The organism is Arsenicicoccus piscis (assembly GCF_022568835.1).
In the GTDB taxonomy this organism is placed as follows: Bacteria; Actinomycetota; Actinomycetes; order Actinomycetales; family Dermatophilaceae; genus Arsenicicoccus; species Arsenicicoccus piscis.
In genome coordinates, this window is sequence record NZ_JAKZHV010000005.1 from 57,086 (window position 1) to 74,072 (window position 16,987).

Consider the following 16,987-nt stretch of genomic DNA (forward strand, 5'->3'; position numbering starts at 1 on the left):
CGACCTTGGGTGAAGGGGCTGGCGAGGCGGCGTGACGATCCGTCGTGGACGTTGCACGTCCCGGGTGAATTGGGCGCCCGAGTCCTGGGCCAGGGCTAGAGGATTCACCCATCTGGCTGACAGCATCCTCCCGTCGCATGGGTCCCTCGGATGGCCCACGCACCTAGCAACGGCGAGGAGAACGGGCATGGCTTCGCTCACGAAGACGAGGCGCAGCCCGAGCGTGTCCTCGGCGCCCGACGGCTCGATGACCGTGGCCTCCCTGATCGGGAAGCACCGATGACCATCTTCAGCGGACCGGCACCCGCGCTCGCCAACGTGGGGGAGCTCTACGCGGTGCTGGACCCGGACGACACCGCCGAGGGCATGCGCGTGGCGCCGCAGCGGGCCACCGGCCTGACCATGATGAACGAGCACGTGCTGCTGGTCTGCGACGACTCGGTGTCCTTCGACCTGCCCGGCCCGGCGCACGCCGACCAGATGGTCCCGCGCCACCGCGGCGGCAAGACCCGGCACGGGGAGATCTGGCGCACCCTGCTCCCCGGCAGCTCCGGCGCCCGGCCGCACGGCTACTCCTATGTCGTCGGCACGCCCACGGGGCGGCCGAGGTCGAGGTCAGCAACCCGGACTCGATCAGCGACCAGTCGTCGACCACCGTGCTCGACTCCCTCGACGTGACCTGGACGACCGATCGGAAGAGCCGCTGACATGAGTCCGTGGGTCGCCGTCGTCGTCAGCTGGATCGCCATCGTGGTCCTCTATCTCGGGCTGGCCGCCTGCCTGCGCGAGATCAGGTTGCTGCGCGGTCAGGTGAGTCGGCTGACCTACCCGGCCGGTGCCGCGTCCGACAGCGCGTGCCCGTTGTGCCGGCTCGTCCTCGCCCGGCTCGCGGACCTGTCGTCACGCCTGCCCGAGCCCGCCGTCCTGCTGACCTACGAGAGCGACGACGTCTGGGGCCCGCTGCCGGCGGGGATCCGCGTCGTGCGGGACGACCCGTCCTGGTCGGCGGTCGCCCACCTCACCCCGCCGGTCCTGATGCTCGTCGCGCCCTCCGGAGAGGTCCTTGAGCTGGCCCTTCCCGCCGGCCCCGACGACGTGGACCGCGCCCTCGAGTCGTTCCGCACGTTCTACTCCCGGCACTGAGCCCGCGAGCAGACCCGCCCACCAGACCCGCCCAGCAGACCCGCACGCCGAAAGGGACGTCCCATGGCCCTGGACCTCACCACCATCCCGTCGACCGAGGCCGACTCCTCGACCCCGACCACCCGAACCCTGGCGCTCACCGGGCTCGGGTCGCTGGCCCGGCGTCGCACCGTGCTGCGCGGCGTCGCGCTGTCGGGCGCCGCCGTCGGTGCCACCGCCCTCGGGTGGTCGCCGCTCGTCCAGCAGCCGCGGTCCGCGGCCGGGACCAGCCCCACCGGCCTCACCGGCTGGGACGCCATCGACTGCCGCGCCGGCTACCCGAACGGCTACCGCGAGTCCAACGACACCGAGGGCGCCTACGTCAACGCCGGAGCGGCCTGCTACGGCGGCTACATCATGGGGTCGACCCGCTGCGACAGCACCGGTTGGCACCGCAGCGACACCGAGATCGCCGGCTCGCAGACGCGCTACAACCGACCCATCTCCTCGGCCTGCGGGGCGACGACCACCAAGAACGCCTGGCGCTGGACCGTCAACGGCGTGACCTACCGGTGCTCGGACGGCTCCATGACGGTCCGGACCCTGACGTCCTACACGTACCTGACGATCTGCCGGACGGCGGTCTCGGGCGGTTCGACGCCGACCGCGCCGGCGACCCCGACCAGCACGCCCACCAGCACGCCGACTCCGACGAGCACGCCGACTCCGACGTCCACCAGCCCCACGCCGACGCCGACCTCGACGAGCCCGACGCCCACCCCGACGACCACCACGACGTCCGACCCGTGGTGGTGGTGGTTCTTCGGCTGGTGAGCGTCTCGACCACCCCGTCCGGCGCGCCTGGCACCCGCTCGTCGGTGCCACGCTCGTCGTGCTGCCCGCCGTCGCTGCAGTGGCCCTCGCCCTCCTGACCGGCCCGGCCCCCTTCGGTCTCGGCCCCGTGACCGGGGGTGTCGTCACCGCGCTCGTCGTGCTGACGCTCGGCTCGCTGCTGCGGCTGGCCCTGCCCTGGTGGGCCTGGGCCGGGCTGCTCGCCACCTGGTTCGTCGTGATCGCCGTCCGCGAGATGGGTCTGGTGTCGTTCCGGCTGCCGCAGAACGCTCGGCTGGTCCCCGAGACCGTCTTTCGGCACGGCAGGTTCTTCGGGCCGTTCGAGTTCGGCTTCGAGATGGGCACGGGGGTGCGCACGTACGTGACCAGCGGGCTGCCCTACGTCGCCGTCCCCGTCGTCGCGCTGTTCGCCGGCCCGCTCGGTGCCGTACTCACCGGGGTGGGCTGGGGTCTCGGTCGGCAGCTGATGACCGCCGCCAACCTGCGCTACAGCCCCGACGGCGACTGGGACCTGGCCTTCGACGACCACGGCGCACTGATCCGGCGCCCGGGTCGCGCTCCCCGGCGTAGCCCGTGCCCGCAGCGAGCAGCGCCGCGATGGACAGCACGGCCGCGCGGGTCGTCGTCGCAGCCCCGGCCGGCTCGTCGCCCCCGAAGCAGCCGCACGGCGTGGCCGGCCGCAGCCGCCACACCAGGGCGAGGTTGACCGCGAACGCCGCGTAGAGCACCCCCACCGCCCCCGCAGCCCAGCGCACCCAGCCCCCTCCCGCCGTCCAGTGCCCGCCTGCAGTCCAGAGTCCGACGACCGCTGGCGCAGTCCAGAGTCCGACGACCGCTGGCGCAGTCCAGAGTCCGACGACCGCTGGCGCAGTCCAGAGTCCGACGACCGCTGGGGCAGTCCAGCCGACCAGCGGCAGCACGCCGAGGGCTACCTCGACCGGGCCCTGCACGACGGCCACGAACCGCGCCACCCGGGAGCAGCCGCTGGGCCTGCAGCACCGCCAGCAGAAGCGTAGAGTGGTCGCATGTCCACGAACCCCTTGGATCCGCGTGTCCCCGCCGCAGGGCTCAACCTCCGATACCCCATGTCGCTGCGCGTCTTCGACGACTACGCCGGCGCCCAGAAGGCCGTCGACTACCTCTCCGACCACGAGTTCCCGGTCGAGAACGTCATGATCGTCGGCACCGACCTCAAGCTGGTCGAGCGGGTCACCGGCCGCCTCACCACGCCCACGGTCGCCCTCGGTGGCGTCCTCTCCGGCCTGTGGCTGGGCCTGTTCGTCGGTCTGATCTTCTCGCTGTTCGCCGGTCTCGGTCTGGGCTTCGGCATCGTGTTCTGGACGATGATCTTCGGTGCGATCTTCGGCCTGATCTGGGCGCTCATCGGCTACAGCTTCACTCTCGGACGGCGCGACTTCACCTCGGTGCAGCAGGTCGTCGCGACGAAGTACGAAGTGCTCGTCGAGCAGAACCTGCACGCCCAGGCCGCGCAGCTGCTCGCCGGCGACAGCACCCTCGGTGGGGTGCGCCGCAGCCCCCAGGAGCCCACCGACGAGCGGCCCACGATCTAGCGTCGGGCCTCGGCCTGGACGCGGGCGATCCACGCCTCGACGTCCGCGGACGAGCGCGGCATCCCCGCCGACAGGACCTCGCAGCCGTCCTCGGTGACGACGACGTCGTCCTCGATGCGCACGCCGATGCCGCGCAGCTCCTCGGGGACGAGCAGGTCGTCGGCCTTGAAGTACAGCCCCGGCTCGACGGTGAGGATCATGCCGGGCGTCAGCTCGGCGTCCATGTAGTCCTCGCGCAGCGCCAGCTGGCAGTCGTGCACGTCCAGCCCCAGGTGGTGGGAGGTGCCGTGCACCATCCAGCGCCGGTGGTACTGCCCGTGGTCGGCGTCGAGCGTGTCCTCGACGCTCACCCCGTCGGGCAGCAGCCCCCACGCGTGCAGGTGCTCGGCGATGACCCGGATGGCCGCGGCGTGGATGTCGCGGAACTTGTTGCCCGGCCGACAGGCCGCGATGCCCGTCTCCTGCGCGGCGAACACCGCGTCGTAGACCCGGCGCTGGGCGTCGCTGAACCGGCCGCTCACGGGCAGCGTGCGGGTGATGTCGGCGGTGAACAGCGAGTCGACCTCGACGCCCGCGTCGACCAGGATCAGGTCGCCCTCGCGGACCTCGCCGTCGTTCTTGATCCAGTGCAGCGTGTTGGCGTGATCGCCTGCGGCACAGATGGATTCGTAGCCCACCCCGTTGCCCTCGTGGCGAGCGTAGAGGCCGAAGACCCCCTCGACCCAGCGCTCGCCGCGGCCTCGACGCACGGCCTCGGGCAGGTCGGCGATGATCCCCTCGAAGCCGTGCTGGGTGGCGTCGACGGCCTTACGCATCTCGCCGACCTCCCACTCGTCCTTGACCATGCGCAGGGTGGACAGCTCTCGCGCGAGGGCCGCGTCGGCCTCCTGCTCCGCCTGCAGCTGCTCCGCCGTGACTCCGACCTCCTGGCGCACGGCGTCGACCATGGCGGCGACCTCGGCGTCGGCGTGCCGCACGACGCGCAGGGTGGCGCCGTCCTTGCCCAGGGCGTCGCGCAGCCCGTCGATGTGCCGGGCCGCGATGCCGAGCTCGGCCTGCACGTGCTCGATCGTCGGGCGCGCGCCCACCCAGAACTCGCCGTAGCGGCTGTCGGCGAAGAACTCCTCGGACTCGCGCGGGGCGAGCGGGCGGAAGTAGAGGACCGCCTCGTGGCCGCCGCCGTCCTGCTCCGAGCGCGGGTCGAGGACGAGCACGGCGTCCGGCTCGCGGTCGGCGCCGAGCCCGCTCTGGTGCACGAAGGCGGTGTGCGGCCGGAACTGGTAGTCCGTGTCGTTGCTGCGGACCTTGAGCCCGCCCGCCGGCAGCACGATCCGCTCGCCGGGGTGGGCCGCACTCAGGGCCTCACGCCGCCGCCCGGCATGGACTGCAGCCTCGGTGCGCTCGGGCAGCTCGGTGCTGCGCGGCGCCCATCCCGACGCGACGAACTCGCGGAACTGGGTCGACGTGGGACTGCTGCGGTGCTCGGCCTTCGGCTGCTCTTCGCTCATGTCGGCCATCCTGCCCCACCGCGGTGGCTCGCCGCCACGAGCGGGGCCCCGGCCGGGAGGTCTACCCCGTCGTGGTTAGCAGCCTCGTGTCACCCGGGCACCCGGGCGCGGGGACGTGACATCGCCTGCCCCGACCGTCCACAGTGGGGGCGTGCCCACCCCGCGCCTGCTTCGCCGCACCGCCAGCTCGGCGTTGCGGGCGATCCGACCCCGGCTCGGACTCTCGCGCCAGCAGCCCGGCGAGGAGGAGGTCGACCCCCGTCGCGCGCAGAAGGTCCTGGACCTGGCGCTGCGGATCGCCGACCTGATGCTCTCGCACGGCGCCTCGGCCAACGACGTGACGCTGACCGCGATCCGCGTGGTGCGGGCCTACGGGCTGAGCGGGGCGCACGTCGACGTGACGTTCACCTCGATCACGGTGTCCTACCACCCGGGGCAGTCCGGGACGCCGCTCACCATGACGCGGGTCGTGCGCAGCCGCAGCACGGACTACACCCGCCTGCTGCGGATCCAGGCGCTGGTCGACAACATCGAGCGCGGGCTGTCGCTCGACCAGGCCACCAACCGGTTCGTCGCCATCTTGTCGGCCCCGCGGCCCTACCGGCCGTGGGTCGTCAGCGTCGGCAACGCCGTCCTCGCGCTCGGCGTCTGCCTGATGCTCGGCGCCGGACCGTTCATCACGGTGATCGCGGCGGCCTCGACCGCCGCCATCGAGCGGCTGCAGGGACTGCTCGGGCGCAAGGCCGTGCCACCGTTCTTCGCCCAGGCCGCGGGTGCGGCGGTGCCGACCAGCGCGGCCGTGATCGTCATGGCCCTGAGCGACCACGGCTTCGCGCTGGCCCAGGACACCCGGCCGTCGCTCATCGTCACGTCCGGCATCGTCTATCTGCTCGCCGGGATGTCCGTCGTCGGGGCCGCCCAGGACGCCATCGACGGGTTCTACGTCACGGCGGGGGCGCGGGCGTTCGAGGTCATGGTGCTCACGCTCGGCATCGTCGTCGGCATCATCGCGGTGCTGCAGCTGGGCACCCGGCTGGGCGTGCCGCTCTACGTGTCGGGGGACGACGTCGGCATCGTGGCCCCGGTCCGGGGGTTCGTCGGTGCCGTGGTCGTGTCCTGCGCCTTCGCCGTGGCCACGCAGGCCGGGCCGCGCACCGTGCTGTTCTGCGGGGCGATGGGCGCGGTCGCGCAGCTGGGCTACATGGCGATGATCACCATCGGCATGGGGGTCATCGGCGCCAGCGCCGTCGGGGCGATGATCGCGGCCTTCCTCGCGGCTCCGGTGGCTCGCCGCTACGTGCTGCCCGCGCTCGCCCTGACGACGGCGGCCATCGTGCCGCTGATGCCCGGCTCGCGGACCTTCAGCGGCATCCTCACCATGGTGACCGAGAGCGAGTTCCTCTCCTCCCAGATGGCCGGCTTCGCCACCCTGCTCACCGCCGCCGGCATCGGCATGGCGCTCGCCGCCGGCGCCAGCCTCGGCACCTACTTCGCCCGGCCGGTCCGCGACCGGCTGCTGTGGCGCCGCAAGATGCTCAGCGTCACCCGGCCGGTCAGCCCGGCGCTCGCCGAGGCCGCCGGGCTGACCCCTGCGTCCGTCGCCGCGGCCCGGGACGCCGCGCGGGACGCCGTCCGCGCTGACGGTCACGGGCCGCCGCTCGAGGGCAGCGGTCTGGAGGCGTGGGTCGGTGCGGCCCAGGTGCCGGTCGACGGCGGAGATCCCCTCGGCGCCGCGGGTGGCGAGGGTGCTGACGAGGCTGTTGCCGAGGACGCTGCGGTGGACGGCTCGGTGGAGGGCTCGGTGGGCCACGAGACGGAGCCCGACAGCGCTGTCGACGACGGCACTGTGGACAACGGCACTGTGGGCAACGGCACTGTCGGAGAGCCTCGCGGCTGAGCAGCCGGTGGGGCAGCATGGGCGCCGAGGACACCAGGTCCTCTCCGGCCGTGGCCCCTGTGCGCGGCCGGTGCGATGCGAAGGGTGGGTCGATGAAGACCAGCGCAGGTCGGTACTTCGAGGACTTCCGGCTCGGTGAGCACATCGTCCACGCGACCCCACGCACGCTCACGGACGGGGACATCGCGCTCAGCACCGCGCTCTACGGCTCCCGGTTCGCGCTGACGTCCGGGGCGACCTTCGCCGAGGCGCTCGGTCTGCGCCAGCTTCCCGTAGACCCGCTGCTCACCTTCCACGTCGTGTTCGGCAAGACCGTGCCGGACATCTCGATCAACGCGGTGGCCAACCTCGGCTACGCCGGCGGTCGCTTCGGCGTGCCGGTCCTGCCCGGTGACACCGTGACGGCGACGTCCGAGGTGATCGGGCTCAAGGCCAACCGCGACGGGCGCACCGGCACGGTCTACGTCCGGTCGCAGGGGCGCAACCAGCGGGACGAGGTGGTGCTCGACTACGTGCGGTGGGTGATGGTCAACAAGGCCGAGCCGCACGAGACCGCCGAGGCGCCGGTCGTGCCCGAGCTGCCCGGCGCCGTGCCGGCGGGGGACCTGCACGTGCCGATCACCGTGCCCGTCGACTACGCGGCCCGGCTGGCCCCGCTCGCCGGGAGCGCCCAGCTGTTCGAGGACTACGAGGTGGGGGAGCGCATCGACCACGTCGACGGCATGACCGTCGAGGAGGCCGAGCACATGCTCGCGACCCGGCTCTACCAGAACACCGCGAAGGTCCACTTCAACCAGCTCGCGCAGGCGGACTCGCGGTTCGGGCGCCGGCTGGTCTACGGCGGGCACATCATCTCGATGGCCCGCGCGCTGTCCTTCAACGGCCTGCAGAACGCGCTCTGGGTCGCCGCGATCAACGCCGGCACGCACGCCAACCCGACCTTCGCCGGCGACACGATCCACGCCTGGTCCGAGGTGCTCGAACGCCTCGACCTGCCCGGCCGCACCGACGTGGGTGCGCTGCGGCTGCGCACCGTGGCGACGAAGAACCACCCCTGCGGCGACTTCCCGCTGCGCGGGGAGGACGGGCGCTACCGGCCCGAGGTCGTGCTCGACCTCGACTACACGGTGCTGATCCCGCGCGGCTGATCCCGCGCGGCTGATGCCACGCGGCTGATCCCACGGCTGACGGGATCGCCGGCGACCGCTGCGGGAGCAACCGGCCCGGGTGCGTGCGGTGCCCGGCTACGGTGGGCCCATGGTGATCGACCTGCACACCCACTCCACCGCGAGCGACGGCACGCAGACCCCGCGCGAGCTCGTGCGGGAGGCTGCCGACCGGGGGCTCAGCGTGCTGGCGCTCACCGACCACGACAGCACGGCCGGCTGGGACGAGGCCGCCGCCGAGGCCGCAGCGACGGGTCTGACACTGGTGCGCGGGATGGAGCTGTCCTGTGCTCATCAGGGCATCTCGATCCACCTGCTCTCCTACCTGCACGACCCGGACGACCCGGCCCTGCTCGCCGAGATCACGCACGCCCGGCGCTCGCGCGAGACCCGGGCGCAGCGGATCGTCGAGCTGCTGAGCGAGGACCTCCCCATCAGCTACGACGACGTCCTCGAGCAGGTCGCCGACGGGGCGACGGTCGGGCGCCCGCACATCGCCGACGCCCTCGTCGCGAGCGGCGCCGTCGGCTCCCGGGACGAGGCCTTCGCGCAGTACCTCTACACCGGGTCGCCCTACTACGCCCGGCACTACGCCACCGACGTCGTCGACGCCGTCCGCCTGGTCCGCGCCGCCGGCGGGGTGCCCGTGATGGCCCACCCCTTCGCCGCCAAGCGCGGCCGCGTCGTCCCGGACTCGGTCGTCCGGGCCATGACCGATGCCGGCCTCGCCGGTCTGGAGGCGCGGCACCGCGACCACGACGAGCAGCAGACCCGGCACGCCATGCGCCTCGCGACGGCGCTCGACCTGGTCACGACGGGGTCGAGCGACTACCACGGCTCCGGCAAGGTCAACCGCCTCGCCGAGAACACCACCCACCCCGAGGTCCTCGCGGTCATCGAGGACCAGGCCGGCGGCGTCCCCGTGCTCCGGCCCTGACGGTCAGCGCCGGGCGCCGCGACGTCGGTCGGCGAGCCAGGACAGCAGGCCGCGCGGCCGGCGCTGGGCGGGCGCATCGGTGCCGGTGCCGGCGACGACCAGCTGGATGTCCTCGGTGCCGTGCTCCTGCAGGCCGGTGACGACCGCCTCGGCGAGCAGCCGGTCGGCCAGGTCGGCGCGACGGACCAGCGGGTCGGTGGTGACGTCCTTGACCAGGGCCCAGCACATCAGCCCCATCACGATGACGAACGGCATCGCCGAGACGATCGTGATGTTCTTCAGACCGTTCAGGGCCTCGCTGGTGTCTCCGGCCGCGCTCCCCGCGAGGAGCATGACGGCGGCGACAGCACCGGTCGCGGCACCCCAGAAGATCACCGTCTTGCGGGTGGGCTCGATCGAGCCGTGCTCGGACAGGGTGCCCATGACGATGGACGCGGCGTCGGCACCCGAGACGAAGAAGATCGCCACCAGGACCATGACGAGCACGGTGGTGATTGACGCGATCGGGTAGTGCGCGAGCAGCTGGAACAGCGCCGCGTCGGAGTTGATCGTCGGGACGCCGTCCTTGATCGGGGCCAGGTCCTTGAAGGTGCGCTGGGCGTCGATCGCGCCGCCACCGAAGATGCAGAACCAGACCAGCGAGACCAGGCTCGGGACGATGAGCACGCCGGACACGAACTGACGGATCGTGCGACCGCGGCTGATCGTGGCGATGAACATGCCGACGAAGGGGGTCCAGGAGATCCACCAGGCCCAGTAGAAGACGGTCCACGAGGACAGCCAGTCGTGCATCGGGCCCAGGCCGCTCGCGTCGCTGCGCGAGGCCATGCCCGGCAGCTGGGCGAGGTACTGACCGAGCGTGGTCGGCAGCAGGTTCAGGATGAACAGCGTCGGCCCGACGACGAACACGAACAGCGCGAGGGCGAGGGCCAGCACCATGTTGATGTTGGCGAGCAGCTGGATGCCGCGGGCGATGCCGGAGGTGGCGCTGAGGATGAAGGCCACGGTGAGGACGGCGATGATCATCAGCAGCACGCCGGTGCTGACCGACTGCACCCAGCCGTTGAACTCCATGCCGGCAGCGATCTGCAGGGCGCCGAGACCCAGCGAGGCCGCGGAGCCGAAAAGGGTCGCGAAGATCGCGAGACCGTCGATGACCTTCCCACCCCAGCCGTTGGCGTGCTTGCCGAACAGGGGCGTGAACACCGAGGAGACGAGCTGCGGACGGCCCTTGCGGAACGTGCTGTAGGCGATGGCGACACCGACGACGGCGTAGATCGCCCACGGGTGCAGCGCCCAGTGGAACATCGTCGTGGCCATGGCCACCTGGAGCGCCTCGGGAGTCTGGCCCTGCGCCCCGGCGCCCGGGGGCGGCGAGACGTAGTGGAACAGCGGCTCGGCCACGCCGTAGAACATCAGGCCGATGCCCATGCCGGCGCTGAACATCATTGCCACCCACGAGACGGTGGAGTACTCCGGCTCCTCCCGGTCGTTGCCGAGCGGGATGCGCCCGTAGCGGCTCGCGGCGAGCCACAGCACGAAGAAGACGAAGCCGGTGGCCAGCAGCACGAACAGCCAACCGGTGCTGGTCATCACCCAGTTGAGGGCGGTGGTGCTCGTGGCGGACAACGAGCTCGGCGAGGCGAAGCCCCACGACACGAACGCGATGGCGATGAGCGCGGTCACGCCGAAGACGACCCAGTCGATGCCCTCCTTGACCGCCGAGGAGCGCGGGGCGGGGGTCGTCAGACCGGTGAGCAGGTGGTGCTCCCCGGTGGCGCCGGTCTCGTCGGAGGACGCCGGGCTGGTCGCGGCGTCGGTCGGGGAGCGCGACTCGAGCGTGTCGGTCGCAGTCGCCCCCGAGGACGACTGCGCGGTCACGGCGGTCGAGCCGGACGTGGGGACTGGTCCGACGCCGTTGGAGGTCGAGACTGGTGCGACACCGTCGGACGACGACGTGTGTCCGACTCCGTCGGACGTTGACGCTGGTGCGACACCGTCGGACGACGACGTGTGTCCGACTCCGTCGGACGAAGGCAGCTGGTCTGGCATGCGGTCCTCTCCGTAGGGCGCGCCGGACCGCCCGGACTGGGGGAACCGGCGCAAACCGTCAGATCAAAGGGACCACCGTAGACACGAAGAGGGGAAGAAGTCCCAATCGAGTTTTACGGCCCAGCAACACAACGTCGCTCGGATGGGGGAGCTACGACACGTACAGTGAGTGCGTAGAACGAGTCGGCCGGTCAGCTCTCCACGTTCGGCGTAGACCCCTCGGCGGGCTTGCCGCCGCGGGTGCGGCGACGGCTGCGCTGACGACGCGGGCGCTCGCCGGACTCACCGCGCGTGTCGGCACGAGCCTCGCCGCGCGACTCCGCGCGCCCCTCGCCACGACCGGCGCCGCCGCGGCCCGAACCTCCGCGGCCAGAGCCACCGCGACCAGAACCACGGCCCGCGTCACGGCCAGAGCCGCCCTGACCAGAACCGCCGTGGCGACCGGTCTCACCCAGGTCCTCGAGGCGCTCGGCCGCGAGCCCGTCGCGGACCTGCTTGCTCTTCGGCAGCCGGCCCGTGGTGCCCTCGGGGATCGACAGGTCGGCGTACAGGTGGGGAGAGGAGGAGTACGTCTCCGGCGGCTCGGCGATGCCAAGGTCCAGGGCCTTGTTGATGAGCGACCAGCGCGGCAGGTCGTCCCAGTCGACCAGGGTCACGGCGATGCCGGTGTGCCCGGCGCGACCGGTGCGGCCGACCCGGTGGACGTAGGTCTTCTCGTCCTCGGGGCACTGGTAGTTGATGACGTGGGTGACGTTCTCCACGTCGATGCCGCGGGCGGCGACGTCGGTGGCGACGAGGATGTCGATGTGGCCGTTGCGGAACGCCCGCAGCGCCTGCTCACGGGCCCCCTGGCCGAGGTCGCCGTGCAGCGAGCCGGCCGCGAAGCCACGCTCGGTGAGCTCTTCGGCGACCTTGGCGGCGGTGCGCTTGGTCCGGCTGAAGATGATGGTCAGGCCGCGGTCCTTGGCCTGCAGGATGCGCGCGAGCATCTCGACCTTGTCGAGCGCGTGCGCCCGGTAGACCAGCTGCTCGATCGCGGCCACGGTGTGGGCGTTGCTGCCCTCCTCGTGCATCGCGCGGATGTGCGTCGGACGGCTCATGTAGCGGCGAGCCATCGCCACGACCGGGCCAGGCATGGTCGCCGAGAAGAGCATCGTCTGACGCTGCGGCGCGGTGCGGGCGAGGATCGCCTCGACGTCCGGCAGGAAGCCGAGGTCGAGCATCTCGTCGGCCTCGTCCAGCACGACGATGGAGCAGTGTGACAGGTCCAGGTGCCGCTGCTTGGCCAGGTCGAGCAGCCGGCCCGGCGTGCCGACGACGACCTCGACGCCGCGCTGCAGCGCCTCGATCTGCGGCTCGAAGGCCCGGCCACCGTAGATCTCGGCGACCCGGACACCCCGGCGGCGGCCGGCGATCTTGAGGTCGCTCGCGACCTGGACGGCCAGCTCACGGGTCGGCGCGACGGCCAGGGCCTGCGGCTTGCCCGCGTGCGGCAGCGTCGCGAACGCCGCGTCGGTGGGGGAGACCACGCGCTGCAGGATCGGCACGCCGAAGCCGAGGGTCTTCCCGGTGCCGGTCTTGGCCTGACCGATGATGTCGTGCCCGTCCAGGGCGACCGGCAGGGTCATCGCCTGGATCGGGAACGGGTGGGTGATGCCGGCGTCGTCGAGCGCGGCCACGATGTCGGGGTGGACGCCGAAGTCGGCGAACGTCGGCTTCGGCGCCTCGGGGGCCGCCACGGTCTCTACGGACGGGGACGACGCGACGGAGGCGTCGGTGTGCTGGGTCTGGTCGGACATGGATCTTCCTTGCGCGATCGGCCGGCTGCGCACGGGCGCTGCGCCGGAGCCCCGGGCTTGCCAGGGCGGGAGGAGCCGATCGGAGGTCTTCGTCGCCGCCGTGCTCGTCGCAGTCGCGAGCGGCGGAGGTCTGGGATCGCAGTCCCGTCGGGGGATTCGTGCCGACCGGGCACCTGTTGACACCGCCAGTCTAGCCGCACCGGCTACCGTGAGTCGTCATGAGCGAGAACCCGCACGCGTCGCCCGTCGAGCCGGTAGACCCCGCGGCCGGCACCCCCGAGCAGGCTGCGGTCGTCGATCTGCTCGGTCTGCTGGCCCTCGGTGAGCTGACCGGGTTCGCCCGCCTGGCCGCCGACAGCGACGCCGCGCCCACGTTGACCGCCCGCGCTGCCCTCGGTCGGCACGCCTGCCGCGAGTTCGGGCACTACGAGCTGCTGGCCGAGCGGCTGCGGGCGCTCGGGGTGGAGGCCGCCGCGGCGATGGCGCCGTTCGAGCCCGTCCTCGCCCGGTTCCACGAGCGCACCCTGCCGGCCACCTGGGCCGAGCGCCTGGTCAAGGCGCACGTGGGTGACTCGATCGCGACCGACTTCTACCGCGAGGTGGCTGCCTACGTCGACGACGACACCCGCGACCTGGTGCTCCAGGTGCTGGACCGCGGCAGCGCCGAGGACGCCGGGTCGGTCGAGGGCTTCCTGGTCAGCGCCATCCGCGAGGCCATCGCGACCGACCCGGCCTCCTCGGGCCGGCTGGCGCTCTACGGCCGACGGCTCGTCGGCGAGGCGCTCGCCCAGGCTCAGCAGGCCGTGGTGGAGCGCGACGCGCTGGCGACCCTGCTCGTCGGCGGTGTCCCGGGCCGCAGCGCCGACCTGGCCGAGGTCGGGCGGATGTTCACTCGGATGACCGAGGCGCACACCCAGCGGCTGGCCAACCTGGGCCTCGCTTCCTGAGCCACCCCGAGCCGCCATCCAGAGCCGCCACCCAGAGCCGCCACCCAGAGCCGACAACCCCGTAGGCAGCACGAAGCCCCCGCACCAGGTCGGTGCGGGGGCTTCGTGAGATTCGGCTGCGTCAGTGTTCCGACGCGTCAGCCGGCTCGGCGAGCGGGGTGCGTCACGGGCGCGAGCGGCGACCGGTCATCGACAGGTAGCCCACGATGAGCAGGGCCGCGACGATGATGCCGACGATGAACGGGATGAACTCGAACCCGCCGTTGCTGTTGCTGTAGCCGAACTGGTAGGTCAGCCACGAGCCGATGAGCGAGCCCAGGATGCCGAGGACGATCGTCATCACGATGCCGATGTTCTGGCGACCCGGGAGGGCGAGGCGCGCGAGGGCGCCGATGATGAGTCCGGCGATGATGGCGCTGATGATGGTGGAAACCATGAGTTCTTGACTCCTTGTCTGTAGCGGTGGGGCCGAGCGTCCCGCCTGCTGGCGTGAGGTCGGGTGGCTGGCACCCGTCATGTCGAGTTCGATGAGCGACTCGAACACTGTGACACGCCCCTTCATACCCACTGGGCGAGGTCCAACCCGCTTTTCGATAACGAGTGGGTGACAGAACGTGTCTGAGCAGGGTGCTCAGAGGGAGCCGAAGCCCACCCGGCCCTTCTCCGGGGCGCCGATCTCCAGGTAGCCCAGCCGGTCGGCCGGGACCACGACGACTCGGCCCTTGTCGTCACGCAGCGTGATGAGATCCTTCGCGGCGACGGCCGCAGCCACGGTCTGCTGGATCTGCTCCGCGGTCTCGGTGGACTCGAACGTGATCTCGCGGGCGACGTTCTGGACGCCGATCTTGACCTCCACGGGTCATCCTCTCGTTGTGCTCGCCGGCGCCGCCGTGGGCGCCGGTCTTGTCATGTGCACCAACCCTGGCACGCGTCCCGATGTTCCCATGACCCGCGGAGTCCGGCGGAGTCCGGCGAGGCTATAGGGACGTGGGGCTGCGGCCTCAGCCGGCCTGCGTGCGGGGGAAGCCGCCGAGCCCGCGCCAGTTGAGCGCGCTCACGAGTCGGGTGGCCTCCGCGCGGGGGACCGACTGGCCCTGGGTCACCCAGTGCTTGGCCGACTGCATGGCCGCGCCGGTGAGGGCCATGCCCAGCAGCAGCGCCTGGTCGGTGCGCAGCCCTGCCTCCTCGGCGATGACCGCGGCGATCGCCTCGGCGCAGCGCAGGGCCACGGAGTCCAGCCGCGTGCGCACCGGCTCCTCGCCGGTGAGGTCGGACTCGAACACCAGTCGCGCGGGGGAGCCGTTCTGCTCGAAGAAGCTGAAGTAGGCGTCGATCGCCGCCGCCACGCGCTGCTTGTTGTCCTGGTTGTCCGCGAGCGCCTGCTCCACCATGCTCACGATCGCGTTGCAGTGCTGGTCGAGCAGCGCGAGGTAGAGCGCCTGCTTGCTCGGGAAGTGCTGGTAGAGCACGGGCTTGCTGACCCCGGCCCGCTCGGCGATCGTGTCCATCGCGGCCGCGTGGTAGCCGGCCTCGACAAACACCTCCTGGGCGGCGTCGAGCAGCTGGACGCGGCGCTGGGATCGCGGGAGCCGGGTGTATCGACCGGTCGTGGTGGTCACAAAGGGGTGTCCTTCCTGTCCCGGGCGGGCAGTCCGTCGCCCGGCCCGGCCATGCTACCCGGCCGTAACCTGCCTGAAGCGGTCGGTTCGGTCCCCGTCTGCGGCCGGTGCCCACGGCCGGTGCCCACGGTCAGGCCCGCGCGAGGCCCACCCTGCTCACGCTCACGGTCTACGGGACTAGGCTCGGGGGATGCCGAACCCCGTCGCCCAGGTGCAGCACCGGCAACAGGCGCACCAGGGGCCCCAGACCGACGTGGCACGCGCTCGCGCCCGTCGCGGTGTGCCGCTGGTCGAGCCCGGTCCGCCGCTGGGCGAGGCCGAGCGCGCGCGCTACGCGAGGCACCTGCTGCTGCCGGAGATCGGCGAGATCGGGCAGCGCCGGCTGGGTGCCGCCCGGGTGCTCGTGGTCGGCGCCGGCGGGCTGGGGTCGCCCGCCCTGCTCTATCTGGCGGCCGCCGGGATCGGGACGATCGGGATCGTCGACGACGACGTCGTCGAGCGGTCGAACCTGCAGCGCCAGGTCGTGCACGGCGAGGCCGACCTCGGACGGCTCAAGGTCGACTCCGCCGCCGAGACCGTGGCGGCGGTCAACCCGCTGGTCACGGTCGTGCGGCACCCGCAACGGCTGGTCGCCGCGAATGCCGAGGAGATCCTCGCGGGCTATGACGTCGTGCTGGACGGCAGCGACTCCTTCGCCACGCGCTACCTGGTCAACGACGCCTGCGTCCTGCTCGGGATCCCGCACGTGTGGGCGAGCGTGCTGCGCTTCCAGGGCCAGGCGTCGGTCTGGGGCGCCGCCGACGGTCCCTGCTACCGCTGCGTGTTCCCCGAGCCGCCTCCTGCGGGGTCGGTGCCCTCCTGCGCGGAGGCCGGCGTGCTGGGGGTGACCTGCTCGGCGCTCGCCGCGGCCCAGGGTGCCGAGGTGGTCAAGCTGGTCACGGGGAGCGGTGCACCGCTGATCGGCCGGCTCCTGCTGCACGACGCCCTCGCCGCCACCTGGTCCGAGCTCCCGGTGCGCCGCAACCCGGACTGTCAGGTCTGCGCCCCCGGGCGCGAGGTGCGCCTCGCCGACCTGGAGGCGAGCGTGTGCGCGGTCGCGGTCCCTCCCGCTCCCGACGTCAGCGACGTCCCGGTCGTCTCGCCGACCCAGCTGCAGTCCCTGCTCGTAGACCGTGCCGCCGGTGCCGCCGCTGTAGCCACTGCTGCCGGTGCCGCACGTCCCGCCGCCGTGCGGCTCGTCGACGTGCGCACGGCGGCCGAGCGCGAGATCGTCACGATCGATGGCGCCGAGCACGTGCCGCTGGAGGAGATCCTCGACGGGCGCTGCGACGCCGTGCTCGCCCGCGACGACGACCTGGTCCTGCACTGTCGCTCCGGCGTCCGCTCGGAGCAGGCCGGGCGGGCGCTGCTGGACCGTGGTTACCGCCACGTCCGGCACCTCGACGGGGGGATCCTCGCCTGGGTGGACGAGATCGAGCCCGAGCGGCCGCGCTACTGATGCCACCGTTGCTGGTGCG

16 protein-coding genes are annotated in these 16,987 nt (G+C 72.2%); 10 read left to right on the forward strand and 6 right to left on the reverse strand.

Features of this window, described 5'->3' with window-relative positions; all coding sequences use genetic code 11:
• Positions 1-279: 279 nt before the first annotated feature.
• The 5 genes from MM440_RS10605 to MM440_RS10625 all read left to right on the forward strand — a co-directional run bounded on the left by MM440_RS10605 (position 280) and on the right by MM440_RS10625 (position 3,545).
• Positions 280-678: a hypothetical protein gene (locus MM440_RS10605; protein ID WP_241444274.1), complete on the forward strand. Its 399-nt coding sequence runs from the start codon at positions 280-282 to the stop codon at positions 676-678.
• 30 nt (positions 679-708) lie between these two features.
• Positions 709-1,143 carry a hypothetical protein gene (locus MM440_RS10610; RefSeq protein ID WP_241444275.1) on the forward strand — a complete coding sequence of 145 codons (435 nt, stop codon included), beginning with the start codon at positions 709-711 and terminating at the stop codon, positions 1,141-1,143.
• 63 nt (positions 1,144-1,206) lie between these two features.
• On the forward strand, positions 1,207-1,956 hold the full coding sequence (locus MM440_RS10615) for a hypothetical protein (protein WP_241444276.1): 750 nt from the start codon (positions 1,207-1,209) through the stop codon (positions 1,954-1,956).
• A 58-nt stretch (positions 1,957-2,014) separates the two neighbouring features.
• Positions 2,015-2,680, forward strand: a complete 666-nt coding sequence (locus MM440_RS10620) for a hypothetical protein (RefSeq protein WP_241444277.1) — start codon at positions 2,015-2,017, stop codon at positions 2,678-2,680.
• 319 nt (positions 2,681-2,999) lie between these two features.
• Entirely contained in the window at positions 3,000-3,545 is a 546-nt protein-coding gene (locus MM440_RS10625; RefSeq protein ID WP_241444278.1) for a YflT domain-containing protein, read from the forward strand.
• On the opposite strand, the gene MM440_RS10630 is transcribed toward MM440_RS10625, so the two are convergent.
• The gene (locus tag MM440_RS10630; protein ID WP_241444279.1) at positions 3,542-5,053 is read right to left on the reverse strand and encodes an aminopeptidase P family protein; all 1,512 of its coding nucleotides are present in this window, start codon (positions 5,051-5,053) and stop codon (positions 3,542-3,544) included. The genes MM440_RS10625 and MM440_RS10630 overlap by 4 nt on opposite strands.
• A 151-nt stretch (positions 5,054-5,204) precedes the next feature.
• Between MM440_RS10630 and MM440_RS10635 the strand changes: the two genes are divergently transcribed.
• The 3 genes from MM440_RS10635 to MM440_RS10645 all read left to right on the forward strand — a co-directional run bounded on the left by MM440_RS10635 (position 5,205) and on the right by MM440_RS10645 (position 9,053).
• Complete coding sequence (locus MM440_RS10635; RefSeq protein ID WP_241444280.1) at positions 5,205-6,950, forward strand: threonine/serine exporter family protein; 1,746 nt, start codon at positions 5,205-5,207, stop codon at positions 6,948-6,950.
• 92 nt (positions 6,951-7,042) lie between these two features.
• Positions 7,043-8,098, forward strand: coding sequence for a MaoC family dehydratase (locus tag MM440_RS10640; protein ID WP_241444281.1), 1,056 nt, complete (start codon positions 7,043-7,045; stop codon positions 8,096-8,098).
• A 109-nt stretch (positions 8,099-8,207) separates the two neighbouring features.
• Positions 8,208-9,053 carry a PHP domain-containing protein gene (locus tag MM440_RS10645; protein WP_241444282.1) on the forward strand — a complete coding sequence of 282 codons (846 nt, stop codon included), beginning with the start codon at positions 8,208-8,210 and terminating at the stop codon, positions 9,051-9,053.
• Between the two features lie 3 nt (positions 9,054-9,056).
• Here MM440_RS10645 and MM440_RS10650 read toward each other — a convergent pair whose 3' ends face one another.
• A complete protein-coding gene (locus tag MM440_RS10650; RefSeq protein WP_420914156.1) occupies positions 9,057-10,934 on the reverse strand; it encodes a BCCT family transporter in 1,878 nt (625 codons plus the stop codon).
• 362 nt (positions 10,935-11,296) lie between these two features.
• Positions 11,297-12,904: a DEAD/DEAH box helicase gene (locus MM440_RS10655; RefSeq protein WP_241444283.1), complete on the reverse strand. Its 1,608-nt coding sequence runs from the start codon at positions 12,902-12,904 to the stop codon at positions 11,297-11,299.
• Between the two features lie 218 nt (positions 12,905-13,122).
• On the opposite strand from MM440_RS10655, the gene MM440_RS10660 reads away from it, so the two are divergent.
• Positions 13,123-13,851: a ferritin-like fold-containing protein gene (locus tag MM440_RS10660; protein ID WP_241444284.1), complete on the forward strand. Its 729-nt coding sequence runs from the start codon at positions 13,123-13,125 to the stop codon at positions 13,849-13,851.
• A gap of 163 nt (positions 13,852-14,014) precedes the next feature.
• Here the strand turns inward: MM440_RS10660 and MM440_RS10665 are convergent, their stop codons facing one another.
• From MM440_RS10665 to MM440_RS10675, 3 genes are all read right to left on the reverse strand, one after another.
• Positions 14,015-14,287, reverse strand: coding sequence for a GlsB/YeaQ/YmgE family stress response membrane protein (locus MM440_RS10665; RefSeq protein WP_241444285.1), 273 nt, complete (start codon positions 14,285-14,287; stop codon positions 14,015-14,017).
• Between the two features lie 195 nt (positions 14,288-14,482).
• Complete coding sequence (locus MM440_RS10670) at positions 14,483-14,707, reverse strand: DUF3107 domain-containing protein (RefSeq protein WP_241444286.1); 225 nt, start codon at positions 14,705-14,707, stop codon at positions 14,483-14,485.
• A gap of 145 nt (positions 14,708-14,852) precedes the next feature.
• The gene (locus tag MM440_RS10675) at positions 14,853-15,470 is read right to left on the reverse strand and encodes a TetR/AcrR family transcriptional regulator (RefSeq protein ID WP_241444287.1); all 618 of its coding nucleotides are present in this window, start codon (positions 15,468-15,470) and stop codon (positions 14,853-14,855) included.
• A gap of 190 nt (positions 15,471-15,660) precedes the next feature.
• On the opposite strand from MM440_RS10675, the gene MM440_RS10680 reads away from it, so the two are divergent.
• Positions 15,661-16,968, forward strand: coding sequence for a ThiF family adenylyltransferase (locus tag MM440_RS10680; protein ID WP_241444288.1), 1,308 nt, complete (start codon positions 15,661-15,663; stop codon positions 16,966-16,968).
• Positions 16,969-16,987 lie beyond the last annotated feature (19 nt).